The sequence below is a fragment of the Virgisporangium aurantiacum genome (assembly GCF_016863635.1).
In the GTDB taxonomy this organism is placed as follows: Bacteria; Actinomycetota; Actinomycetes; order Mycobacteriales; family Micromonosporaceae; genus Virgisporangium; species Virgisporangium aurantiacum.
In genome coordinates, this window is the sequence record NZ_BOPG01000050.1 from 54202 (window position 1) to 79343 (window position 25142).

At 75.3% G+C, this 25142-nt stretch carries 16 protein-coding genes; 13 read left to right on the plus strand and 3 right to left on the minus strand.

All coding sequences use genetic code 11. The features are described 5' to 3' along the window. Nucleotides 1-63 precede the first annotated feature (63 nt). The 12 genes from Vau01_RS38035 to Vau01_RS38090 all read left to right on the plus strand — a co-directional run bounded on the left by Vau01_RS38035 (nt 64) and on the right by Vau01_RS38090 (nt 21204). Nucleotides 64-6630, plus strand: a complete 6567-nt coding sequence (locus tag Vau01_RS38035) for a non-ribosomal peptide synthetase (protein WP_204003950.1) — start codon at nt 64-66, stop codon at nt 6628-6630. Beyond that, complete coding sequence (locus Vau01_RS38040) at nt 6627-8186, plus strand: AMP-binding protein (protein ID WP_204003952.1); 1560 nt, start codon at nt 6627-6629, stop codon at nt 8184-8186. The genes Vau01_RS38035 and Vau01_RS38040 overlap by 4 nt, the downstream gene beginning before the upstream one ends. After that, nucleotides 8179-8496, plus strand: a complete 318-nt coding sequence (locus Vau01_RS38045; protein ID WP_204003954.1) for an acyl carrier protein — start codon at nt 8179-8181, stop codon at nt 8494-8496. The genes Vau01_RS38040 and Vau01_RS38045 overlap by 8 nt, the downstream gene beginning before the upstream one ends. Then, nucleotides 8493-11804: a beta-ketoacyl synthase N-terminal-like domain-containing protein gene (locus Vau01_RS38050; RefSeq protein WP_204003956.1), complete on the plus strand. Its 3312-nt coding sequence runs from the start codon at nt 8493-8495 to the stop codon at nt 11802-11804. The genes Vau01_RS38045 and Vau01_RS38050 overlap by 4 nt, the downstream gene beginning before the upstream one ends. Further along, nucleotides 11801-12652, plus strand: a complete 852-nt coding sequence (locus Vau01_RS38055; RefSeq protein WP_204003958.1) for a 3-hydroxyacyl-CoA dehydrogenase family protein — start codon at nt 11801-11803, stop codon at nt 12650-12652. Before Vau01_RS38050 ends, Vau01_RS38055 begins: the two co-directional genes overlap by 4 nt. Beyond that, nucleotides 12649-12900: an acyl carrier protein gene (locus Vau01_RS38060; protein ID WP_204003961.1), complete on the plus strand. Its 252-nt coding sequence runs from the start codon at nt 12649-12651 to the stop codon at nt 12898-12900. The genes Vau01_RS38055 and Vau01_RS38060 overlap by 4 nt, the downstream gene beginning before the upstream one ends. Then, the gene (locus tag Vau01_RS38065) at nt 12897-13988 is read left to right on the plus strand and encodes an acyl-CoA dehydrogenase family protein (protein WP_204003963.1); all 1092 of its coding nucleotides are present in this window, start codon (nt 12897-12899) and stop codon (nt 13986-13988) included. The genes Vau01_RS38060 and Vau01_RS38065 overlap by 4 nt, the downstream gene beginning before the upstream one ends. Further along, on the plus strand, nt 13985-14947 hold the full coding sequence (locus tag Vau01_RS38070) for a 3-oxoacyl-[acyl-carrier-protein] synthase III C-terminal domain-containing protein (RefSeq protein WP_204003965.1): 963 nt from the start codon (nt 13985-13987) through the stop codon (nt 14945-14947). Before Vau01_RS38065 ends, Vau01_RS38070 begins: the two co-directional genes overlap by 4 nt. After that, nucleotides 14947-16008, plus strand: a complete 1062-nt coding sequence (locus Vau01_RS38075) for an HAD-IIIC family phosphatase (RefSeq protein WP_239152180.1) — start codon at nt 14947-14949, stop codon at nt 16006-16008. The genes Vau01_RS38070 and Vau01_RS38075 overlap by 1 nt, the downstream gene beginning before the upstream one ends. Nucleotides 16009-16130: 122 nt before the next feature. Next, nucleotides 16131-17012: an RNA polymerase sigma factor SigJ gene (gene sigJ, locus Vau01_RS38080; protein WP_239152181.1), complete on the plus strand. Its 882-nt coding sequence runs from the start codon at nt 16131-16133 to the stop codon at nt 17010-17012. Then, nucleotides 17009-17809, plus strand: a complete 801-nt coding sequence (locus Vau01_RS38085; RefSeq protein ID WP_204003967.1) for an alpha/beta fold hydrolase — start codon at nt 17009-17011, stop codon at nt 17807-17809. The genes sigJ and Vau01_RS38085 overlap by 4 nt, the downstream gene beginning before the upstream one ends. A 26-nt stretch (nt 17810-17835) precedes the next feature. Further along, nucleotides 17836-21204 (plus strand): HEAT repeat domain-containing protein, encoded by a 3369-nt coding sequence (locus tag Vau01_RS38090; RefSeq protein ID WP_204003969.1) that lies wholly within the window; start codon nt 17836-17838, stop codon nt 21202-21204. Nucleotides 21205-21220: 16 nt separating this feature from the next. On the opposite strand, the gene Vau01_RS38095 is transcribed toward Vau01_RS38090, so the two are convergent. Beyond that, a complete protein-coding gene (locus tag Vau01_RS38095; protein ID WP_204003971.1) occupies nt 21221-22165 on the minus strand; it encodes an aldo/keto reductase in 945 nt (314 codons plus the stop codon). Between the two features lie 54 nt (nt 22166-22219). On the opposite strand from Vau01_RS38095, the gene Vau01_RS38100 reads away from it, so the two are divergent. Next, nucleotides 22220-23485: an MFS transporter gene (locus Vau01_RS38100; RefSeq protein ID WP_204003973.1), complete on the plus strand. Its 1266-nt coding sequence runs from the start codon at nt 22220-22222 to the stop codon at nt 23483-23485. A gap of 30 nt (nt 23486-23515) precedes the next feature. Here the strand turns inward: Vau01_RS38100 and Vau01_RS38105 are convergent, their stop codons facing one another. Then, nucleotides 23516-24136: a LysE family translocator gene (locus Vau01_RS38105; RefSeq protein ID WP_239152182.1), complete on the minus strand. Its 621-nt coding sequence runs from the start codon at nt 24134-24136 to the stop codon at nt 23516-23518. A gap of 14 nt (nt 24137-24150) precedes the next feature. Beyond that, nucleotides 24151-24957 (minus strand): DeoR/GlpR family DNA-binding transcription regulator, encoded by an 807-nt coding sequence (locus Vau01_RS38110; RefSeq protein WP_204003976.1) that lies wholly within the window; start codon nt 24955-24957, stop codon nt 24151-24153. Nucleotides 24958-25142: the final 185 nt, after the last annotated feature.

The following is a 25142-nucleotide window of genomic DNA, read 5'->3' on the forward strand; positions in this document are numbered from 1 at the left end:
GGATTCAGGGAGGGATCGGGCGGGCCTACGGGGGTAGTGTTGTCTGCCAAAATTCCTCGCGCCATGGTGCGGGACGTTCCAGCCGACCGGCCGGCGCCGATGGCGTCGGCGGGGCGGGAAGAGCCGGCCGAGCCGCTTGTCGCCGTGCGGGCCTCGTGGAGTGCCGAGGTCCGAAACGCGGTGCGCGCGCTCGCGAACGGGTCGGGGCCCGCGGTGGTCGCGCTCGCCGGTCTGGTCGCGGTGGTGCACCGGTATTCGGGACGCGATGTGGTGTGCGTCAGCGTCGGCGGGCGACCCGTCGAGGTGGACGTGTCCGGGTCGCCGCGGTTCGGCGACGTGCTCACGCGCGTCACCCGTCTTTCTCCACGGGGTGAGGAGCTCGGCGTCGGTCCGGCCGGTCCGGAGTTGACGCTGTCGCTCACCGACGACCTCGACGCGGTCGTGGGCTACCGGGCCGATCTGTACGACGAGTCGACCGCACAGCGGTTCGGCGACCAGGTCGGGCACCTGTTGGCGGCGGCCGTCACCGATCCGGAGCGGTCGATCGGTTCGCTGCCGTTGCACTCTCCCGCCCACGGGCTCGACGTCGTGGCGCGGTTGTCCTACGGGCCACCGGCCCGCACCGGGGGGACCGTGCACGGTCTGGTGTCGGCGCGGGCCCGGCGGACGCCGACCGCGACGGCCGTCGAGCGGGGTGCCGACCGGCTGTCGTACCGGGAGCTCGACGAGCGGTCCGACCGGCTGGCGCGGGCGTTGGTGGCGCGCGGTGTGGGCCGTGGCGGTCTCGTGGCGTTGTGCCTCGACCGCACGCCCGACCTCGTCGTCGCGATGCTCGGGATTCTCAAGGCGGGCGCCGCCTACGTTCCGTTGGACCGGCACGGGCCGGCGGCGCGGCTCGCGGGGATGCTCGCCGACGTCGACCCCGTGCTGGTGCTGGCGGACGTCGACGACCTGGTGCGGTCGGCTCCGGACACGACGCTGCCCGCGGTCGCCGACGACGACCTCTGTTACGTGCTCTTCACGTCGGGCTCGACCGGGCGGCCCAAGGGGGTGATGGTCGAGCACCGGTCGGTGGTGAACCTGGCCCACGTCGCGCGCGACACCTACGATCTCGGGCCGGGCGTGCGGTTCCTCCAGTTCTCACCGGGCACGTTCGACTGTTCCACGCAGGAGATCTGGGGCCCGCTCGCCGCCGGTGGCACGGTGGTGCTGCCGCCGGCCGGTGTCGCGTTGGCCGGGCCCGACGTGCTCGACGTGCTGGCAGCCGGGCGCATCACCGTCTCGTTCGTTCCACCGTCGTTGCTGGCCGCGCTCGACGTGCGGCCGCTGCCGCACCTGCGGGTGCTGATGGTCGGCGGCGAGGCGGTTCCCGACCCGGTCGCCGAGGCGTGGGGCGCCGGGCGTCAGGTGGTCAACGTCTACGGTCCGACCGAGACCACGGTGTACGTCAGCGAGGGGCGCCGCCGGCTGCCGGGCCACCCGCCGCCGATCGGCCGGCCGGTGGGCGGCGCGGAGCTGTATGTGGTCGACCCCGACGGTTTGCCGGTGCCGGTCGGCGTCGTCGGGGAACTGTACGTCGGCGGGATCGGCGTGGCCCGCGGCTACCTGAACCGGCCCGAGCTGACCGCCGAGCGGTTCGTGTCGACGGCGTTCGGTCGCGTGTACCGCACCGGGGATCTGGTGCGGTGGCTGCCGTGCGGCGAGCTGGAGTACGTCGGCCGGGCCGACGCGCAGGTTCAGGTGGCCGGGCACCGGGTCGAGCTCGGCGAGGTGGAGTTCGCGCTGAGCCGCGTACCGGGCGTGCGGTCCGCGGTGGTGATTTTCCGGGACGGGGAGGGAGCGGCGCCGGTGCTCGACGCCTTCGTCGTCGGGTCGGGGGTGACGCCCGACGGCGTGCGCGCGGCGCTCGCCGATCACCTGCCGGCACACGCCGTTCCGGCGACGGTGACGCTGCTGCCGGAGCTGCCGCTGACCGCGCACGGCAAGGTCGACCGGGCGGCGTTGCGCGCGCTCCGGGTCCGTCGTCGGCCGTCGCATGTGCCGTTCACGCCGTGCCGGCCCGGCCTGGAGACCGACCTGGCGGCGGCGTGGGAGGCGGTGCTCGGCGTCGGTCCGGTCGGGCGTGACGACCACTTCGCCGACCTGGGCGGCTCGTCGTTGCAGGCGACGCGGGTCCTGGTGCGGGTGCGGGAGACGCACGGGGTCGCGGTCACGATGGCCGACTTCCTCCGCGCGGGAACGGTGGCGCGGCTGGCGGAGCTGGTCGGCTCCGGCTCGGTTGCCTTTGACGGCGTCTCCGCCGGGGCCGACGACGGCGCGCCGTCGTATGGCCAGCGGCGGTTGTGGTTCCTGGAACAGCGCCATCCGGCCGCCGCCGCGGCGTACACGGCGCCGACCCTGACCCGGCTGCGCGGGCCGCTCGACGTCGCCGCGTTGCGGTCGGCATTCGACGCGCTGGCCGCGCGCCACGACGCGTTGCGCACCAGGTTCCGGTTGAGCGACACGGGACTCGTGCGGGAGGTGCTGCCGCACGTCGAGGTGCCGTTCGTGGTGCGCGACGCGTCGGGGCCGGCGGATCCGGGCGTCTCGCGGGCGGCCGGCGAGCCGGTTCCGGCCGACGGGGCTCCACTGTGGAGGGTGACGCTGTTCCGGCTCGGACCCGACGACCACCTGCTGCTCGTCGTCGCCCACCACCTCGTGTCCGACGGCTGGTCGGTCGACGTGCTCGACGCCGACCTCGCGGCGGCGTACTCCGGTCAGCTCTCCGGCGGGCCGGGTCTGACGTTCGGCGACTTCGTGCGGTGGGAGCGGGATGTCGTCACGTCGCCGGCGGGCGTGGCCGCCTACACGTACCGGCGCGACCGGTTGGCCGGCGCGCCGACCGTCGTCGGCCTGCCCACCGACCGGCCGCGGCCGGCGCGCCCGCGGTTCCGTGGCGGGCGGGTGCACACCCACCTGCCGGCGCCCGAGGTGGCCGCGATCGCGGCGCTGGCCCGCGCCACCGGCGTGACGCCCTACCACGTCCACCTGGCGGCGCTGGGCGCGCTGCTCGGTGCCCGCGGCGGCCGGGACGATCTGCTGATCGGGTCGCCGGTCGCCGGCCGGCCGAGCACCGGGCTCGACGGGGTGATCGGGTTCTTCGTCGCCACCGTTCCGGTGCGGGTGCGGTTGGCCGGTCACCCGTCCTTCGACTCGTTGCTGCGCACGACGGCCGCCGAGGCGCTGGACGCGTTCGAGCACCAGTACGTGCCGTTCGAGCACCTCGTCAACGGCCTGGTCGCGGGCCCCGGGTCCGGGCCGCCGCTGGTTCAGGTGGTGCTCGCGTACCAGGGGCCGGTGCGTCCGCGCGCGGCGCTGGCCGGCCTCGTCGCCGAACCGGTGCCGGTCGACAACGGCACCGCGAAGTTCGACCTGGTCGTCGAGGTCGACGAGCTGGCCGACGGCGGCGCGCGCCTCACCGCCGAGTACGACGGCGACCTGTTCGACCCGTCGACGGTCGAGGACCTGTTGGCCGACCTGCGCGCGGTGCTGCGGGCGGCGTGCGCCGATCCCTCGGGTCCCGTCGGGTCACGACCGCGACCCGCGCCGACGACGTTGACCGACGTGTTCGCCCGCTCGGTCGCCGACCATCCACAGCGGACGGCCGTGACCGGGCCGGACGGCTCGCTCACGTACGCCGAACTGGCCCGGGCCGCGGACCGGATCGCGGCCACCGTGCGCGCCCGCGGTGCCGGGCGGGGGTCGATCGTCGGCGTGTGCGCCGAGCGGACCTGCGCCGCGGTCGCCGCCGTGCTCGGCGTGCTCCGCGCGGGGGCGGCGTACCTGCCGCTCGACCCGACGCATCCGCCGGCCCGGCACCGGTTCCTCGTCGACGACGTGGGGTGCGGGTTGGTGGTGGGCAACGAGCGGTTCCGCGGCCGGTTCGGCGCCGCGCTGCTGGCGCTGGAGTCCATTGTGGACTCCGGTGCGCCGCCGGCAGCCGACGTGCGACCCGGCGACGTCGCGTACATCATCCACACGTCCGGGTCGACGGGCGCGCCGAAAGGTGTGGCGGTCACGCACGCGAACGTGGCGCGCCTGCTCGCCGTCACCGCGCCGGAGTTCGGGTTCGGGCCCGACGACGTGTGGTCCTGGTTCCACTCGCTCGCGTTCGACTTCTCCGTCTGGGAGCTCTGGGGCGCGCTCGCGCACGGCGGCCGGATCGTCGTCGTCCCGTACCCGACGAGCCGCGACCCCGAGGCGTTCCTGCGGCTGGTGCGGGACGAGGGCGTCACCGTGCTGAACCAGACGCCGTCGGCCTTCCGCCAGTTCGCCCGCGCGGCCGAGGCAGCCGGTTTCCCGCCGACCGCGCTGCGGCACGTGGTGTTCGGCGGCGAGGCGCTCGACCCGGCCGGCCTGGCGCCGTGGTTCGCGGGATACGGCGACCGCACGCCCGAACTGGTGAACATGTACGGAATCACCGAGACCACCGTCCACGTGACGCTGCACCGGTTGACGGCGGACGCGGTCCGCGACCGCACCGACGGGAGCGTGATCGGTCGGCCGCTCGCCGACCTGCGCGTCGACGTGCTCGACGCCGACGGGCGTCCGGTGCCGCCCGGCACGGTGGGCGAACTGTACGTGGCCGGCGCCGGCGTGGCGCTCGGCTACGTCGGCCGGCCGGGACTGACCGCGGGGCGGTTCCTGCCCGACCCCGACGGGCCACCCGGCACCCGCCGGTACCGCACCGGCGACCTCGGCCTGCGCCGTCCGGACGGGGTGCTGGAACACCACGGCCGCGCCGACGACCAGGTGCAGGTGCGCGGCTTCCGGATCGAGCTGGGCGAGGTGGAGCACGCGCTGCTCGCCTGGGACGGTGTGCGCGAGGCCGCGGCGACGGTCCGGGAGGACACGCCGGGCGAGCCGCGCCTGATCGGTTACGTGGTGCGGGCCGGCGGTGCCGCCGACGACCTGCGCGCGGTGCTGGCGGAGCGGTTGCCCGCGCACCTGGTGCCGGCCCGGATCGTGACGCTCGACGCGCTCCCGTTGACCGGCAACGGAAAGCTGGACCGGTCCGCGCTGCCCGCACCGGACCCGCTTCCGGCCGCGGCTCCGCTTCCTGCCGGGCACCTGCTTCCTGCGGCCCCGCTTTCTGTCGCCGACCCGGGGCCGTTGGCGCGCATCGTCGCCGAGGTGCTGGGCGTGGGACCGGTCGGGCCCGGAGACGACTTCTTCGCGCTCGGCGGCGACTCGATGCAGGCGATCCGGGTGGTGGCGGCCGCCCGGGCCGCCGGACTGGCGATCTCGGTGGCCGACGTCTTCGAGCACCCACGGCTGGCCGACCTGGCGTCCACTGTGGACGAAGCGGCGCCGGAACCGGCGGCCGAGGAGCCGGCGAGCGATCTGCCGGACGGCGTCGAGGCGGCGTACCCGATGACCGCGATGCAGCTCGGCATCGTCTACGAGTCGGTGTTCGGCGCCGATCCGACGCTGTACCACGACCTGGTGACGGCGCGGGTGAGGGGCCGCTGGGACGCCGACGCCATGCGCGGCGCGCTCGACACGGTCACCGCCCGCCACGACGTCCTGCGCACCTCGTTCGACCTGGCGGCCGTGCCGGAGCCGCGGCAACTCGTGCACACGGCGGCCCGCGTGCCGCTCACCGAGTCCGACGCGACGGTCGACGACCCCGGGGTCGCCGTCCGCGACTGGTGGGCGGGGGAGTGGCCGCGTCCACCGGACCGGGAGCGGCCGCCGCTGGCACGCTGCCACGTGCTGCACCATCGCGACGGCACGCACGAGGTCGCCGTCGCCGCGCACCACGTCATCCTCGACGGGTGGAGCTTCTCGGTGCTGATGACCGAACTGCTCACCGCCTACGATCGCGAACTGGGCGGGGTCGGCGCCCTGGCACCGGTGCCGGCCACCCGGTTCCGCGACTTCGTCGCGGCGGAGCGGCGGGCGGTCGCGTCGGCGGAGTCCCGGGCCTACTGGAAGGCGGTGACCGGGCAGACGTCCGCTCCGGCCCTACCCGCGCCGACGGGTGCGACGGTGTCCACTGTGGACCCCGACGTCGAGCTGACCCTCCCCGACGCGCTCGTCCGCGACGTCTGGGCGGTGGCGCGGGCGCTGGGCGTCCCGGTGAAGACGGTGTACCTGGCCGCGCACCTCGCCGCGCTCGCCGACGTCACCGCCGATCCGACACCGGTGACCGGCGTGGTGACCAGCGGCCGGCCGGAACGCGACGGGGCCGACCGGGTGCTCGGGCTGTTCCTCAACGTCCTGCCGGTGCGGGCCGACCTCACCGGCGCGTGGACCTGGCCGGCCCTGCTGCGGGAGGTCTTCGAGGCCGAGCGCTCGTTGCAGCCGCACCGCCGGTTCCCGCTCGCGGAGATCACGAAGGACCTCGGCCGGACCCCGTTCACGACGATGTTCAACTTCACCGACTTCACCGCCCACCGGCCGCGGCTGACCGAACTGACGATCGTCGACGGGTGGAGCTGCGACCGGACGGAGACCCCGCTGTCGGTCGAGGCCAACGGCGGCGGGCGGGTCCTGGCCGTGCGGCGCATGCCGGGTCTGGTGCGCGACGACGTGCCGCCGGCCGTGGCGCGGGTGATGGTCGGCTTCCTGCAGGAGCTGACCCGATGACCGGGAGCGTGTTCAGCCGGCTGCGGCGGTCCGCCGAACGGCACGCCGACCTGCCGGCGCTCGAGGTCGACGGTCGCGTCTGGACGTACGGCGGGCTGTTCGCGCTCGCCGACCGGTTGGCCGCCGCCGTGTCGGCCGCCGCGCCGGGTTGCCGTCGCGTCGGACTGCTGACGAACCGCGGGCTGGCCGGCTACGTCGGGTACCTGGCGGCGCTGCGGTGCGGCGCCGCGGCCGTCCCGTTGAGCCCGGCCGCACCGGCGGCGCGCAACCGGTGGATCTGCGCCTCGGCCGCGGTCGAGGTCGTCGTCGCCGACGGGAGCGGGGACCTCGACGCCGTCCTGGCCGGCACCGGCACGCCGCGCCTCGTGCTGAGCGGCGACTGGCCGGACCGGCTGCCGGCGGGCCGGATCACCGCCGTCCGCGCCACCGGCGACGACCTCGCGTACCTGATGTCGACGTCGGGCAGCACGGGCACGCCGAAGTGCGTGCCGGTGCGGCACCGGCACGTGCTGCCGTTCCTCGACTTCGCGCTGCGGCAGCGGCCGGTCGGTCCGGGCGACCGGTTCGCGCAGAACTTCGAGTTGACGTTCGACCTGTGCTCCTACAACCTTTTCGTGGCCTGGACCGCCGGCGCCACGGTCGTGTCGACGACGACGCGCGACGTGCTGTCGCCGGCCGCGTTCGTCACCGCGCACCGGATCACGCACTGGTACTCGGTGCCGTCGGTGGTGTCGCTCGCCGACCGGCTCGACGCGGTGCCGGCCGGATCGATGCCGTCGCTGCGGTACAGCCTGTTCTGCGGCGAGCCGCTGACCGTCGACCAGGCCCGTACGTGGGCCGCCGCCGCGCCGGCGAGCGAGCTGTGGAACATCTACGGCCCCACCGAGCTCGTCATGACCTGCGCCGAGTACCGGCTGCCGCGGGACACCGGGCGGTGGCCCGCCACCACGAACGGAACCGTCCCGATCGGCGCCGTCTACCCGCATCTCGACGGCGTGCTGCTCGCGGCGGACGGTGCGGTGTCCACAGTGGAGGGTTCGGCGGACGGCGAGCTCTGCGTCCGCGGGCCGCAGCGCTTCGACGGGTACCTCGACCCGTCCGCCGACGCCGGCCGGTTCGTCGAGGTGCGCGACGGGCGCGCCGTCGACGTCACCGGCCCGGTCCGGCGCGAGCACTGGTACCGCACCGGCGACGTGGTGCGGGTCGAGCCGTCCGGGTACCTCGTGCACCACGGCCGGGTCGACCACCAGGTGAAGATCCGCGGCCACCGGGTGGAACTGGCCGAGATCGAGGCGGTGCTGCGCACCCACCCGGCGGTACGGGAGTCGGTCGTGCTCGCGGTGCCGGCCGTCGACGGCGACGTCGACCTGCACGCGTGGTTCGCCGGGCCGGACGCCGACCCGCACGGCCTGGCCGACACCGTCGCCGCACACCTGCCCGACCACATGCGCCCGCACGCCTACCACCACCGGGATCCGTTGCCCCGCAACGCAAACGGCAAGGTCGACCGGGCGCTCCTACTGACCGAGGCGACGGGGGGAGTCCACAATGGATGACGATGTGACCGCGGCGGTCCGCGCCGTGTGGCGCGACGTGCTCGGCACCGCCGACGTGCCGATGGACACGCCGTTCTTCGAGGCCGGCGGCGACTCGCGGCGGCTCGTCGTGCTGTACGAGCGGCTGAAGGCGGCCACCGGCGCGTCGTTCCCGGCCGCCGCGCTGTTCGAGCACAGCACGGTGCGCGCGCAGGCGGAGCTGCTGTCGGGCATCCCGGCTCCGGCCGGCCCGGCGCCGGGCGGGCCCGCCGCCGCGCCGGACCGCGGGGCACTGCTGGCCCGTCGCGCCGAGGCGTCGGGACAGCCGTGAGCGCCGGCACCGACATCGCGATCACCGGCGCGGCGGGCCGGTTCCCGGACGCGCCGGGCGTCGCCGACCTGTGGGCCAACGTCGCCGCCGGCGTCGTCTCGACGCGCCGGATCCCGGACGAGGACCTGCGCGCCGCCGGTGTGCCGGTCGACCAGATCGGCGCGCCGGGGTACGTGCGCGTGGCCGGCATCCTCGACGCGGTCGGCGACTTCGCGGCCGAGTTCTTCGGCTACGCCGCCGCCGAGGCCGACCTGATCGACCCGCAGCAGCGGCTGTTCCTCGAAGCGTGCTGGGAGGCGCTGGAGGCGTCCGGGCACGTGCCGCCGCCGGCCGGGCTGAACGCGGCCGTGTTCGCGGCGGCGAGCTTCTCGACGTACACGGCGGCGCTGCACCTGAGCCGGCGCAACGGCGGCGGCGCGCTCCTCGACGACATGACGCTGCGCCTCGGCGGGCACACCGACTACCTCGCGTCGCGGGTGGCGTACAAGCTGGGCCTGCGCGGGCCGTCGGTGACGGTGCAGACGGCCTGCTCGTCGTCGTTGACCGCCGTGCACCTGGCCGTGCTGTCGTTGCTGGCCGGCGAGTGCGACCACGCGCTGGCCGGCGGCGCCGGATTCGACGTGCCGTTCACCGGGTACCGGCACGAGCCCGGCGGGATCCTGTCCGAGGACGGGCTCTGCCGCTCGTTCGACGCGCGGTCGACCGGTTCGGCGGTCGGGTCCGGCGTCGGCGTCGTCGTGCTGCGCCGGCTCTCCGACGCGCTCGCCGACGGGGACCCGATCCTCGCGGTGATCCGGGGGAGCGCGGTCGGCAACGACGGCGCCGCGCGTCCCGGCTTCACCGCGCCGAGCCCCGCCGGTCCGGCGCGGGTGGTCGCCGACGCGTTGGCGGTGGCCGGGGTCGGCGGTGACGACCTGCGCTACGTGGAGGCGCACGGGTCCGGTACGCCGCTCGGCGACCACGTCGAACTCGTCGGGCTCACCCAGGCGCTGCGGCGCTCCACCGACCGGCGCGGCTTCTGCGGGCTGGGCTCGGTGAAGACGAACATCGGGCACGCCGACGCGGCCGCCGGTATCGCCGGCCTGATCAGCGCGATCCGGGTGGTGCGGACCGGCGCGCCGCCGCCGCACCCGCTGTTCGGGCACGCCCGCGACCACGGCATCCTCGCCGACAGCCCGTTCGTGGTGCCGGCCGACGCGGCGACCGGCGACGGGCGGCACGTGCTCGTCAACTCGATGGGTCTCGGCGGCACCAACGCCGCGGTCGTGCTGGGTCCGCCGCCGGAGCCGACCCGGCCGGCGGCGCCGGAGCGGCCGGTGGTGCGGCTGGTGCTGTCGGCCCGCACCCGCCGCGAGCTCGACGCGGCCAGCGCCCGCCTGGCCGACGCGCTTCCCGACCATCCCCTGGCGGACGTCGCGCACACGCTGCGGATCGGCCGGCGGCACTTCGCCGAGCGGCGGGTGGTGACCGCGTCCACTGTGGACGAGGCGGTCGCCGCGCTGCGGCTGCCCCGGCCGCCGGCGGCGCGGACGGCGCGGGCCGGCGAACGGCGGCTGCTGGTGGTGGCCGATCCGCTCCCCGACGACCTGCGGCACCGGATCGGGGCGGCGGTGGACGGCCCGGTCGAGGTCGTCGCCACCGGGCCCGATCCGGTGCCGGGCGACCGGTTCGTGCTGTCCATCGTGGACGGTCGGGCGGGTTTCCCGGACCAGGCGCCGGTGCGGCCGGGACGGGTCGCCGACCGGCACCCGCTGCCGCCCGACCCGGATCCGGACGCCCTCGACGCGGCGCTGACCGCCGCGTGGCTGGCCGGCGTGCCGGTGCGATGGGCGGCGCTCGACGGCGGCGCGGGCCGCCGCCGGACCCTGCCGACGTACCCGTTCACCCGGCGCCACTACTGGGCGCTCGACCCGGTGTCCACTGCGGACACGGGGGCCGCGCCGACGGCCGCCGACGGCCCGCTGGAGGAGGAGATCGCCGGCGTCTGGCGGGACCTGTTCGGCGTCGCGACCGTCGGGCCCGACGACGAGTTCGGTGCGCTCGGTGGCACGTCACTGCTCGCCGTGCGGATGGCGCTGGACGTGCAGCGGCGCACCGGCGTCCTGGTGAACGTGCACCGGGCCGGCGGCGGGCGGGCCACCGTACGCCGCGTCGCCGAGGTGGTGCGGTCCGTCGGCGGCGCCGACCCCGATGCCGACCTGGACGCCGACCTGGACCTCCCGCTCGGTCCGGTCGCGCCGCCCGCCGACCCGGTTCCGGACGACGTGCTGCTGACCGGCGCCACCGGCTTCCTCGGCGCGTTCCTGCTGCGCGACCTGCTCACCGTCCACACCGGACGGATCCACTGCCTGGTCCGCGCCGCGGACCCCGACGCCGCGCGAAACCGGCTGCGGGCGGCCGCCCGGGCCTACCTGCTCCCGGAGCCGGATCCCGAGCGGGTGGTCGCGGTCCCGGGCTCGCTGGCGGACCTCGGGTCGATGGATGTTCCCGTCGGGCACGTCGTGCACGCCGCCGCGCGGGTCGCGTTCACCGAGCCCTACCGGGTGCTGCGCGACGACGTGACGGCCACCGCCGCGCTGCTGCGGTGGATGCGGGCGACCGGCGTGCCGGACCTCAGCTACGTGTCGAGCATCGCGGCGATCGGACCTGCCGTCGGCACCACCGGCACCCTGCGGGAACTGCCCGACCAGCCGCTCGACCCGGCCGAGGGCGGTTACGGCGCCGCGAAGTGGGTGATCGAGCACCTGCTGCGGCGCGCGGGTGCCGACGGCATGCGGGTCCGGGTGTTCCGGCCCGGGCTGGTCCTCGGCGACCGCACCACCGGCGCCTGCAACCCGCGCGACCTCGTCTGGCGGATCCTGGCCGGCGGCGTCGCGGTCGGCGCGCGTCCCCTCGACGACCGCGCGGTGGCGTCGGCCCCGGTCGACGTCGTGTCGGCCGCGATCGCCCACCTGGGCCGCGAACCCGGCTCGGTGGGCCGGGTCTACCACCTCGTCGACGAGCGGTTGGCCACCCCGACGGCGTTGTTCGACCGGCTCGCCGGTGCCGGCGTCGGGACCAGGCCCCTGCCGCTGCCCGAGTGGCAGCGGCTCGTCGCCGACCGGGCACTGTCCACACAGGACGACACGCTGGCCGGCGTCGCCCTGTACGAGCTGGACCGCCGGCAGTACGACGCGGTCGACAGCGCCAACTGGCGGGAGTGGCTCGCCGCCACCGGCCGTTCCGCACACGTCGACGGCGCGGCGCTGCGGCGCAGCCTCGCCTACCTCGCGACGCGACCCGGCTACCGGTTCCTGGAGGGGTTATGAACTTGGGTCTTGCGGTGCTCGGCGGCGGCACGATGGGGATCGGGCTGGCCGCGCTGGCGACCGGTTCGGGTCTCCCCGTCCTGCTGGTGGAGACCGACGACAGTCGCCGCGACGCCGCCGCGGCCGCGGTGCGGGCACAGGTGCGCACGGCCCGGATGCTCGGCGCGCTGCCCCGTGACGGCACCACCGGCGTGCTCACCGTCGCCGCCGATCCGGCCGGGGTCGCCGCGGCGGCGGCCGTGGTGGAGTCCGTCACCGAGAACCCGGCGCTCAAGGCCGACCTGCTGGCCACCGTCTCGGCGCTCGTCGCGCCCGACACGCTGATCACGACGAACACGTCGGCGATCCCGGTCGGCGAACTCGCCGCCGCCGTCAGGCAACCGGCATGGCTCGTCGGTACGCACTTCATGAACCCGCCGTACCTCATCCGGGGCGTGGAGGTCGTGCGCGGGCCGGACACCGGCGACGCGGCGATGGCCGCGGTGGTGGACCTGCTCGCCGCGCTCGGTCGCGAGCCGGTGGTGGTCGGCGACGGTCCCGGTTTCGTCTCCAACCGCATCCTCATGCGGATGATCAACGACGCGGCCCGCCTCACCGAGGAGGGCCGGGCGACCCCGGAGGCCGTCGACGCGGTGTTCACCGGGTGCCTCGGCCACCGCATGGGTCCGCTCGCCACCGCCGACCTCATCGGGCTCGACAACGTGGTCGACACGCTCCACGTCCTCCTGGAGCGGACCCGGGACGAGGCGTACCGGCCCTGCGCGACGCTGACCGGCGCGGTCGCCGCGGGCCGGCTCGGCCGCAAGACCGGACACGGCATCCACGACTACGGAGGGACCACGCCATGACGTCCGATGTGGACACTGTCAGTTCGGAGCTGCTCGACTTCCTGCGCGCCCGCACGAAGCGACCGTTCACCGAGACCGACGACCTGTTCGCGGCCGGCGGCCTCACGTCGCTGTTCGCGATGGAACTGGTGACGTTCGTGGAGCAGCGCTTCGGCGTCGTCGTCGACGGCCCGGACCTGACCCTCGACAACTTCCGCACGGTGCGCGCGATGACCGACCTCGTGCACCGGTTGCGGGGTGCGCCGTGAGCGTCCGGGCCGCGGTGGACCGACTGCTGAAGGAACCGGCCGACGCCTGGGACGCCGCCGGCCGGATACCGGTCGACGTGCTGCGCGACCTCGGCCGGGCCGGCGTCCTGTGCGCCCAGGTGCCGGCCGAACACGGCGGCCCGGGTCTGTCCAGTGTGGACAACGGCGACCTCACCGCGGCCGTCGGCGTCCACTGTGGATCGGTGCGCAGCGTGATGACCGCGCAGGGCATGGCCGCCTGGACCGTCGCCCGGCACACCGACGAGCGGACGCGCGCCGCGGTGCTGCCGCGGCTCGTCGACGGCACGCTCGTCGGGGTCGGGTTCAGCGAGCCCGCCGCGGGCAGCGACCTGTCGACGATCGCCACCACCGTGCGGCGCGACGGCGACGAGATCGTGGTCGACGGCGGCAAGGTGTGGGTGACCGGCGCGCTGTACGCCGATCTGTTGCTGGTGTTCGGAACCGACGGTCCGCGGGGGGCTGCCGTTCTCGTGCCCACCTCGGCCGCCGGCGTCACCGTGACGGCGGCTCCGCCGCCGCTGGGCTGCCGGGCCGCCGGCCACGCGCACGTCACGTTCGACGCCGTGCGGGTGCCCGCCGACCTCCTCGTCGCCGGCGCCGCGCCGCTGGCCTGGCTGGTGACCTCCGCGCTCACCTACGGGCGGCTGTCGGTGGCCTGGGGCTGCGTCGGCATCCTGCGCGCCTGCCGCGAGGCGGCCGTGCGGCACGCCCGCGACCGCGAGCAGTTCGGCCGCCCGATCGCCGGGCATCAGTTGGTGGCCCGGCACCTGGCGAACCTGTGGACCGGCGAGCAGACCGCGCTGCGTGCCTGCGAGCACGCCAGCCGCGGGTGGGACGACGGGTCGACCGGCGTGTTCGCCGACGCCGTGCTGGCCAAGTACGTGGCCGCGGACGCGGCCGCCCGGGGTGCCGCGGCGGCGGTGCAGGTGCTCGCGTCGGCCGGTGTCCCGGACACGACGGTGGTGGCCCGCGCGTACCGCGACGCCAAACTGATGGAGATCATCGAGGGGAGCACGGAGATCTGCCAGACCATGCTCGCCGAGCACGCCCTGGCGGTGACGGAATGAGCATCGGGCTCGGGTCCGTCCACTGTGTACTGCCGGAGCGGCGGGTCGCCGTCGCCGAGCTGTCCGACCTGTCCACTCTGGACAGTGAGGCGGCCGACTTCGCGCGCGGCTGCGGCATCGACACCGTCACCGTGTTCGACCACGGGAGCACGACCGACCTCGCCGCGCGGGCCTGCCGCGAGCTGCTCGCGAAGGAGCCCGCCGAACCCGACGTGCTGCTGCTGGTCGGCGCCCGCGCGCCCGACGTCCTGCTCGGCTCCGACGCCGGCCGGGTGCAGCACGAGGGCGGGGTCCGGGCCGGGCTCACGTTCACCGTCGACGGCCTCGGCTGCGCCGGGTCCAGCGTCGGGTGGGGGCTGGCGCGCGACCTCCTCGTCGCCGACCCGGGCCGCAACACCGTGCTGCTGGCCCACGCGAGCCGGCCGATCGCCGTCGATCGGGTGCGCTTCCCGGTGACCGTCATCGGCGACGGCGCGTTCGCGATGACGCTCGTCCGCGACGGCCGCCCGGTGCTGCGGGCGCACCGCGCCGAGACCGACGGCCGGTTCCACGACCTGTTCACCGTGGACTACCGCGAGACGCCCTGGTACGAGTGGCGCGAGGAGTGCGCGTCACCCGACCGGTACCGGTTCGAACTCGCGCTGCACAGCCGCCAACGCCTGCGGCGCCTCGTCGACGGCGTGCTGGCCGACGCCGGCGCCACGGCGGCCGACGTGCGGGCGACCGCCATGCAGAACGTCACCGCCGCGGCGTTCGAGTTCTACGAGACGCTGCTGGGCCTGCCGATCCACCCGGTGTGCAAGCGGAACCTGGCCACCTGCGGCCACCTCGGCGCGATGGACGTCGTCCTCAACCTCGACGGCATCCTCGCCGACGGCGCGCTCGCACCGGGCGACCTCGTGCTCGTCATCAACAACAGCCCGGTCGCGGCGTGGACGGCGACCCTGTGGGAGGTGTGATGGACAAGCTCGTCAAGTGCCTCGTCTGGGACCTCGACAACACGCTGTGGCGCGGCACGCTGCTGGAGGGCGACGACGTGCGGCTCGCGCCGGGCGTCGTCGCGACGCTCAGAGCGCTGGATGAGCGGGGGATCCTGCACTCGGTCGTCAGCCGCAACGACCACGACGCCGCCTGGAACACGCTGGAGGCGCTGGGCGTCGCCGACTACTTCCTCCGTCCGCGCATCGGCTGGGGCCGCAAGCCCGACGCGCTCCGTGAGGTCGCCGAGGGGTTGAACTTCGCGCTCGACACCGTCGCGTTCGTCGACGACCAGCCGACCGAACTCGCCGAGATGGCGTTCCGGCACCCGGCGGTCCGCTGCTACCCGGCCGACGCGGTGCCGACCCTGCCGGCGCTGCCGGAGTTCAGCCCGCCCGTGGTGACCGTCGACGCCCGCAACCGCCGCCACATGTACCGGGCCGGCGCGGTCCGCGAGGCGAGCCGCGCCGCCTACGAGGGGCCGGCCGACGACTTCCTCCGCACCCTCGATCTGCGCCTCACGATCCGCCCGGCCACAGCCCCCGACCTCGACCGGCTCGCCGAACTGACCGAGCGCACCAGCCAGATGAACGCCACCGGTGTCCACTATGGACCCGACGAACTCCGGGCCCGGCTCGCCGATCCGGGCCGGTCGGTGCTCGTCGCGACGCTCGACGACCGGTTCGGCCCGCACGGCGCGATCGGCGTGGTGCTGCTGGAGCACCATCCGGCCTGCTGGCACCTGCGCCTGCTCGCCACGTCGTGCCGGGTGGTGTCGTTCGGCACCGGAACGGTGCTGCTGCGGTGGATCCTCAACGCGGCCGCCGACGCGGGCGTGCACGTGGTCGCGGACTTCCGCGCCACCGGCCGCAACCGCATCATGGAGGTCGCGTACCGGTTCGCGGGCTTCACCGACAGCGCCTGCGGTTGCCTCGAGGGGGAACCCGCCGACGGCATCACCCGGCTGCACCTGGAACCGGCGCCGCAGCCGCTACCCGACACCACCCATGTCGACGGCGACCTCGGCGACCGGCCCTGTTGACCACGGAGATGTCAGCGACGACGCCGGGTTGCTCGCGGGGTGCCGCGATGACGACCGACGCCGCCGTCGCCTACGCGCAGTCCCGGGACGACAGCTGATGTCACAGCCGCGACGGTCACGTCGTGAGTAGTGGCATGGAACAGGTGAGTACGGCGGACGAGTTCGAGCGGCACCGGTCCTACCTGACCGGGGTGGCGTACCGGATGCTCGGCACCGTCGCCGATGCCGAGGACGCGGTGCAGGAGACCTACCTGCGGTTCGCGCGGGCGAACGTCGACACGCGGCGGGACGCGCGCGGATGGTTGACCACCACCGTCGCCCGGATCTGTCTCGACGAGCTGGGTTCGGCACGGGCCCGGCGCGAGCGCTACGTGGGCCCGTGGTTGCCCGAGCCGGTGGTGGGGACCGACCTGGGGCCGGAGGACCGGGTGACCCTGGACGAGTCGGTCAGCATGGCCATGCTCGTTCTCCTCGAGTCGTTGAGCCCCGCGGAGCGCACCGCCTTCGTGCTCCGCGAGGTGCTCGGGCTGCCGTACGGCGAGGTGTCGGCGATCGTCGGCCGCACGGAAGCGGCGTGCCGGCAGCTCGTCGCGCGGGCCCGGGCACACGTCCGCGAGCGCGCCCCGCGCTTCAGCCCCGACCACGCCCAGCACGCCGGCGCCGTCGACGCGTTCCTCGCCGCGTGCTCGCACGGAGACGTGGCGGAACTGGTGCGGGTGCTCGACCCCGAGGTCGTCCTGCGCTCCGACGGCGGCGGACGGGTCGCCGGGGTGGCCCGCCGCCCGGTCGTCGGCGCGCGGAACGTCGCGCGGCTCCTGCTCGCCCTCGCGGGCCGGCACGACGGAACCATGCGCCGCCGGCCGGTGAACGGCGCCGCCGGCCTGGTGTTCGAGTCGGCCGGCACGATCGTGGGCGTCATGGGCTTCGCCGTCGCGGGCGACCGGGTCACCGAGATCGACTTCGTGGTCAACCCCGACAAGCTGGGCCGGGTGAGCGACCGGTGACGGCCTACACGCGCGCGGGCACCGGCGCGCCGCTGGTGCTGCTGCACGGCATCGGCGGCGACCGCCATGCCTGGGACCCGGTGATCGGGCCGCTCGCCGAGCGGTTCGACGTCATCGCGGTCGACCTGCCGGGCCACGGGGAGTCCGATCCGCTGCCCGCGCATGTCGAGCCGTCGCCGGAAGCCCTGGCGTCGGCGGTGGCGGGCCTGCTCGACGACCTGAACGTCACCACCCCGCACCTCGCCGGCAACTCGCTCGGCGGCTGGGTCGCGCTCGAACTCGCCGCGATCCGGCCGGTCGCGTCGCTGGCCCTGCTGTCACCCGCCGGGCTGTGGCGCGGACGGACACCGGTGTTCAACCGGGTGAGCCTGCGGACCATCCGGACGCTCGCCCGGTACGGCCGGCGCCCGTTGTGCCGGCTCGTGCGGTACCCGCCGGCCCGGCGGCTCGTCTTCGCGCAGACCCACGGCCGACCGGCCCGCTTCACCGCGGACTACGCGCGTCGGGCCGTGCTGGCGATGGGCACCTGCCCGGCCTTCGACGCCACCATGGCGGCGACCGTGCCGCGCCGCTACGTGGCCGGTCCCGCGATCGACGCGCCGGTGACGGTCGCCTTCGGCACCCGCGACCGCGTCCTGCTGCGACGCCGGTCCCGCCACGTCGACCAGCTGCCACCGGGTACGCGGGTCGAGACACTCCGCGGCTGCGGCCACGTCCCGATGGGCGACGATCCCCCGGCCGTCGCGACGTTCATCGTCAGGGCCGCGGAGCGCGCGGGCAGAAGTCGGGCGCGGTAAGCCGCTCGCTCTGGTAGGACAGTCGGGTGGCGATTTCCCCGAGCACCCGCGTACTGCTCACCGACCTCGACCCGCTGCCGCCCGGCGAGCGGTTCGGCGCGGCGATCCGGCACGGCCGCTCGCTGTCGGCGGCCGACCGCGACCGGCTGCTGGCCGACCTCGCCGGCCACGACACCTACACCCGCGAGCTGGCGGCGGCGGTCGCCGCGGGCACCGGTGCCGGCGACCACCTCGCCGCCGCGCTCGTCGACCCGAACCCGCGGGTGCGGGCGTGGGCGCTGCGGGCGGCGATCGCCGGGCCGGCCGCGGTCGCGCCGGAAACGCTGGCGGCGGCGGTCGACGACGGGCCGCTCGACCTGCGTCTCGGCCTCTACCGGGGGCTGCGCCGCCGGCCCGGCGCGGCCGACGAGCTGATCGGTCGGGTCAAAGAGCGTTGGGGGGACGGCGAAGCAGCGCGCCTGCTGCCGGCGTGCTCGGCCGGCACGGTCGGTGCGCTGCTGCCGGAGCTGGCATACGCCGTACCGAACTGGAACGCCCTCACGGCCCGGCATCCCGACGCGGTCCGGGAGTACGCCGCCGCCGAGCTCGCTGCCGCTACCGACGCCGCCCGTCCGGCCTGGTGGGCCCGGAACCCGTGGCTGGTGGTCGCGCTGGCCCGGAACGCGCCCGGCGCGCTGCTCGACCTGTGCGAGCGCTGGCTGGCCGGGCCGTTGCCGGACGGGTTCCTGCTGCACCTCAACCGGATCCTCGCCCACGACACCGGTCGCGCGGTGCGGCTCGTGCTCGCCGATCCGGCCCGGCCCCGGCAACTCGCCGTCGGGTGGCACAGCCGCCGCACCCTGGCCCGCCTCACCGCACTGTCCGATGTGGACCTCGGCGCGTTGCTGCGCGGCAACGGGCCCACGTCGATGTTCCTGGCGCGGGTGCTGCACCGGCTCCCGCCGGCCCGGCGCGAAGCGGTCTTCGATATCGCGAACGCCGACCGCGACCTCACCACCGCGCTGCTGTCCGACGAGCTGCTCGACGTCCTGCCGCACGCCCGGCGGCACGCCGAGACGCGGCGGATGCTCGCCCTGCCGGCGGTGCGCACGGAACCGGCGCGCACCAACCGGTTCAGCGCCTTCCTGCCCTACGACGAGGCCGTCGCCGCGCTGACCGCGGCGACCCGTGGCGCCGATCCCGACGAGCGGGCGGCGGCGTACGCCGGGCTGATCCGGGCGGCGGCCGCCACCGGCGACACCGCGGCCGTCACCGATCTGTTCACCCACCTCGGTCGGGTCCGCAACGAGCAGGACCCGGTGCGGTCGGTGGTGCTGCACGGGCTCGCCGAGCGGGTGCGTCCCGAGCTGTACGACCCCGAGGATCCGCGCGTGCGCGACGCGCTCGACCAGCTCGTCCGCGACGCGTTGGACGCACGGGACCGGTCGTACGCCACGCAGTCCGCCGTCCACACGCTCATTTTCCGGGTGCTGACGGCGACCGCGGCGACCACCGCGCGCCCGACGGCGCCGCCGCTGCTCGCCTGGGCGCTGGACTCCGTCGAGCGGCTCACCCTGTGGAACTACGCGGCGGCGGGCGGCGGCGGCTGGGCGGCCCTGCGCCGCGGCCAGGAACACGAGGTGTTCGCGCGGATCCGGCCGTGGCTCGTGGCCGCCGTCGACCGCGGGCAGCCCGCGGCCGCGCTGTCGGTCGCGCGGGCGCTGGGCCGGCGGGCCTGGGCCGTCACCGGGTTGCAGGAACTGGTGAAGGCGGCGACGAGGTCCAAGCAGGACGGGATCGTCACCCAGGCGGTGCACCTGTGGCTCGAACCGCCGACGACGCGGGTGGAGCGCGCGGCCGAACTGGTGCGGCGCGACGAGTCGCTCGTCACCCTCACCCCGGTGCTCGACGTGCTGGCCCGCCGCCGGCCCGACCTGGTCGACTCGCTGATCCTCGCCGGTCGCCCGCTGAAGGGCCGGTTCGGCACCCGGAAGGCGCGCTGGATCCCGGCCCTCGACGCGCGCACCGTCGCCGCCTGGACGCCGGGCCGGATCGCGCGGTACGCGGAACTGCTGCGCAAGGGCATCGGGGACAAGGGGTTGGAGGTGTGGTCGCGGGCGGCCCTCACCCGCGTGCTCGCGGCGGTGCCCGCCCCGGCCGGCGGGCCGACGGCGGTGGCCGGCCTGCTCGTCGCCCGCCACGTGCCGGTCGTCGAGGCGGCGCTCACCGGGCTCGGGCACAGCGACGTCCCGGCCGAGGCGCTGCCCGTGCTGCTCGACCACGCCGGTGGCGACCGGGCCCGGGTGGCCATCTTCGCCGCCGGGCGGTGCGTGCGCGGCATCCGGCCCGGCGACCTGACTGCCGTGCTCGCGGCGGCGCTCGACGCGCCGAAGATCACCGTGCGCAAGGAGGCCGCGCGGATGCTGGCCGCCACCCGGCCACCCGGGGCCGTCGACGCGCTGCTCGCGGCCTGGCACCGCACCGGCCAGCACCGCGACGTGCGGATCGCGCTGGCCGCCGCGCTGCGGAACTGGCCCGCCGACAACCGGATCTGGGCGACGTTCGACGGCGTCGCCGCCACCGGCGACCGCTACCTCGCCGGGAGCCTCGCCGACGTCGAGCCGGACTCGATGCCGGTCGCCTACCGCTCCCGCTACGCGGCGGTCGTGCGCGGGCTGGTCCACCATCCGGAGACGCCGGTCGTGCGGCACGCCTACATCGCGCTGCCCGCGTGGCTTCCGTGGGAGCCCGGCTGTGCCGACGACCTCGCCGCCGCCGTCACCGACCTTGTGCCCGCGACGCCGTGGGCCGACGCCATGGCGGCACTCACCCTGCCCGCCGTGTGGGGGTCGGTGCCGGCGGTGCTGCCCGGTGTCACCCGGGCGCTCGTCGCATCGTCCACTGAGGACAGTGACGCCGAGCCGACCCGCGACCGGCCCGCCCGGCAGCGGCTGCGCCACCTCGTCGACGGCCTGGTGGGCAACGCCGCCTCCTGCCGCCGCCACCCGGAACCGGTGCGGCGGACGGTCGACGTGCTGCGGGCCGACCCGTCGTTCGTGCCGGAGGCGGCGCGGCTGGCGGCCGTCCTGCCGTGGCCCGGCCCCGGGCTCGGCGCGGAACTGGCCGCGCTCGCGGACCTGCTCGACGGGCTGCCGGCCACCGCGGCGGCCGTCGCCGCGGGCATCCCGTTCGCCACCTTCGCCGGGCTCGATCCGGGGAGCGTCGACGAGGCCGCCGCGACGCTCGCGCGCCGGCCCGACGTGGCGGCCGGCCTGCTCGCCGTGGCGCTGGTCGCCGCGCTGGGCGCCGAGGCCGGCTGGCCGGCGCCGTGGCGGGAGCACCTGCGGGCGTTGCGGCGGCACGCCGAGGCGGAGGTCCGCCACGCCGCGCTGCGGCCGGTGACGGCCCCGGAGTGACGGCACCCGTCCCGGGTCACCAGTCCAGCGGTTGCCCGTCGAGCCGGGTCCCGTACCACGAGCGGATCGCCGCGAACGCCTCCGCCGGCAACGGTTCCTCGACGGCCCGCAGGCTCGACTCCAGCTGCGCGACGGACTTGCTGCCCGGGATGACCGTCGACACCGCGTCGTATGCCAGCAGGAACCGCAACGCGCCCTCGACCACGCCGACCCCGGCCGGCAGCAGTGCCCGGAACTCGTCGACGAGCCCGGCCCGCAGCGCGACGTCCGCACGCGTCCAGCGCGACCGGACATCGGTGAACTCGCTGTCGGCGGTGTACCGGCCGGACAGCCAGCCGGACTCCAGCGGCACCTTGATGATGGTGCCGACGCCCTTGTCGCGGGCCCGACCCATCGCGGCCCACGGCTCCTGGTACAGCGCCGACAGCCGCACCTCCAGCGCCGTCGAGTCGCTGGTGGTCAGCACCAGGTCGATGTCGGCGCCCCAGTCGACCGACGAGCCGTAGGACCGGATGGTGCCCTTGTCGACGAGCCGCTGCATCACCTCGTAGTGGTCGCTCTTCGACCCGTCGAGGATCTCGGCCGGCGGGTTGTGCAGCACCACGACGTCGACGTGGTCGACGTTCATCCGGCGGGCGCTGCGCTCCACGGACGCCTCGATGGCGTCGGCCGACCAGTCGGTTCCGCCCTCCGGCGTGTACCCGAACTTGGTGCAGATGACCACGTCCGCGCCCTTGCGGTCGGCCAGCGCCCGGCCGATGTTCACCTCGCTGGCGCCGTCGGCGTAGCCGGGCGCGGTGTCGATGAAGGTGACGCCCGCGTCGAGCGCCGCGTGGACGATGCGCACCGCCTCGGTCTCGTCGGGACCGTCGGGCCAGTTCTCCGACCGGCCGAGCTGCCACGCTCCGAGCCCGATGACGCTGACGTCGATTCCGGTCGACCCGAACGGCCTTGTCTCCACGCTGCTCCCCCTCGTACGCCGGTGGAGATCATCTTACCGCGGTAGGCTCGGGCGGTGACGGCATCGATCCCGGTCGAACCGCTTCCGTTGCGCCGTGACCCGGCTTTCCGGCGTTACTGGCTGGCCCGGCTGACGTCGCTCTGCGGGAGTTCGGTCACCGTCGTCGCGATGCCGGTCCTCGTGTACCAGCTCACCGGATCGGCGCTCTGGACGGCGCTGGTCACCGTCGCCGAGGCCGCGCCGTACCTGTGCGTCGGGCTGGTCGTCGGGGCGATCGCCGACCGGAGCGACCGGCGCCGCACGATGATCGTCGCCGACCTGGTGAACGCCGCGCTGCTCGCCAGCATCCCGCTCGCCTACGCGCTCGACGTCCTCACCGCGCCGCACGTCCTGCTCGTCGCGCTGGCGGCGCAGACGATGTTCGTCTTCTTCGACGCCAGCAGCGTCGGCGCGCTGCCGGCGATCGTCGGCCGCGACCGCATCGCCGGCGCGCAGGCGGCGTTGTTCGCGGCGTCCAACCTCGCCGACCTGGCGCTGCCGATGCTCGCGGGCGTGGCGCTCGTGGTGCTTCCGGCGGCCGGCCTGATCGCGGTCGACGCGGTGTCGTTCGTGGTGTCGGCGCTGTTGATCCGCGCGATCGCGCGGCCGTTCTCCACCGGCGGGCGGACCGGTGACCGTCGATTGTGGACGGACGTGCGCGCGGGCCTGCGGTTCGTCTGGGGCCACACCGGCGTGCGGGTGCTCACGTTCGCCGGCCTGGTGCAGTGTCTCGCCGGCGGGGCGATGGTCGGCCAGCTCGTGCCGTGGGCCGACCGCACCCTCGGCGTCGACCCCGACGACGGGCGGATCGGCATACTGTTCGTCGCCTGGGGCGCCGGCGGCGTGGTCGGCAGCGTCCTGTTCCCGCGCGTGAACGCCCGCCTCGGCCCGGCCCGCACGACGCTGGTGTTCCTGCCGCTGTCGGCCGCCGGCGGGGTGGCGGTGGCGCTGTCGACGCACTGGCTCGTCGCGGCGGCGGTGATCGGCGCCTGGATCACCGCCTACATGATCGTGGCGATCGCGCAGATCACCATGCGGCAGCAGGTGAGCCCGGACCATCTGCAGGGCCGGGTGCACACGGTGGCGCGGGTGTTCTCGTGGGGGATCGGCTGGCCGGTCGGCGCCCTCGTCGGCGGCGCGCTCGCCGAGGCCGTCGACCCGCGGGCGGCGGCGGTGTTCGCCGCGGCCGTGCTGGTGTTCGGCGCCGTGGTGGTGTGGCTGTCACCGCTGAAGCACGCCGACCGGGCCGAGGTCGCCGTCGACGTGGGTGGTGTCGGGTAGCGGCTGCGCCGCCGGTGCCTCGGTGCCCGGTCAGTGGTGGCCGGCGGCGAGGCGGATGCCGAACGCGGCGATCACCGTCCCCGTCACGCGGTCGAGGATCCGGCGGGCGAGCGGCCGTTGCAGCGTCGCCCGGAGGCGGTTCGCCAGCACGATCAGGATCGCCGACCACGCCGTCCCGAGCAGGACGTGGATGCCCGCGAGCAGCACACCGTACGCGAGCGGCGCGGCGCCGGCCGGGATGAACTGGGGGAGGAGCGCGACGTAGAACGCGCCCATCTTGGGGTTCAGGAGATTGGTCAGCAGGCCGCGCCGGAGGCCCGACCCGAAGCCGTCGGCGTTGGCGTCGGTGGTCGGGGACGGCGCGGCCCGGCGGCGGCTGGCCAGGATCATGGTGACGCCCATCCAGACGAGGTACGCGGCACCCGCCCACCGCAGCACCTCGTACGCGACGTGGGACGCCGTGAACAGCGCCGTGACACCGGCCGACGTGAGCACGCCCCACGCGAGCGTGCCGCCCTGGATGCCGGCCACCACGCCCCACGCCCGCCGGGGCGCGCCGACCGCCGCGGTGCGCAGGATCAGCGCGGTGTCCATCCCGGGCGTGATCGTCAGCAGGCCGATGACGGCGAGGAACGGCAGGAGGGTCGTCACGGGGTCAAGATACGTCAGTCGGCGTCGGGGTCGGGCTGGGCGACGAGGACCTTGATGCCGGTCTGCTCCAGGGCGCGGATCTCGGCCGGGTCGGCGCTGCCGTCGGTGACCACGGCGGTGATCGCGCCGGTGGACGCGACCCGGCCGACCGCGGTGCGCCCGAGGCTCGCCGGATCGGCGAGGACGTAGCACTCGCGGGCGTGCTCGATCATCACCTGCTGCAGGGCGATGTCGTCGAGGAGGCGCTGGGTGAGCCCGGCGCGGTGGTGGATGCCGGCGGCGGACAGGAAGACCTTGTCGGCGTAGTACTGGCGGAAGAACTGTTCGGCGACGGGGCCGGCGCAGGCCAGGTCGGCGGTGCGCACCTGGCCACCGGCGATCAGCACGTCGACGCCCGCGCGGCCGGCGAGTTCGGCGGCGACCGGCAGGCTCGCGCACAGCACGCGACCGGCGAACGACGCCGTCATCGCGACCGCGACCTGCTGGATCAGCCGGTCGCCGTGCAGGGTGACGGTGTCGTCGGGCTCGACGAGCGTCGCGGCCAGCGCCGCGATCCGCCGGTGGACGGGCGAGCCGCCGTCGGCCGGCACGTCGGTGCGCACCGTCGCCAGCTCGGGCTCGGTGACGACCGCACCGCCGTAGACGCGGCGCAGCAGCCCCCGTTCCTCGAGCACCTGGAGGTCGCGCCGCACGGTCTCACCGGAGACGCCGAACCGGCGGGCCAGGTCGTCGACCCGCACGCGGGTGTCGCGGCGCACCTGGGCGGCGACGAGCAGCCGCCGCTCCTCGGGCAGGGCCGCGTCCAGCGCCTCGTCCGTCATGGGCCCTCCCTCCCTCCGGCGGTGATCGCCGGTCCACCTTATGTCGTCAGGCCACGTCACCGCCTGTGGTATGTTGCGCAAAGCATGTGGGATGTTGACCGATTTTCACGTCTGATGGTAAACACGCCACACGTCGGCGGAGATCGATCGGCCCGATGCCGACCAGTCGAGGGCCGACCCAGTGT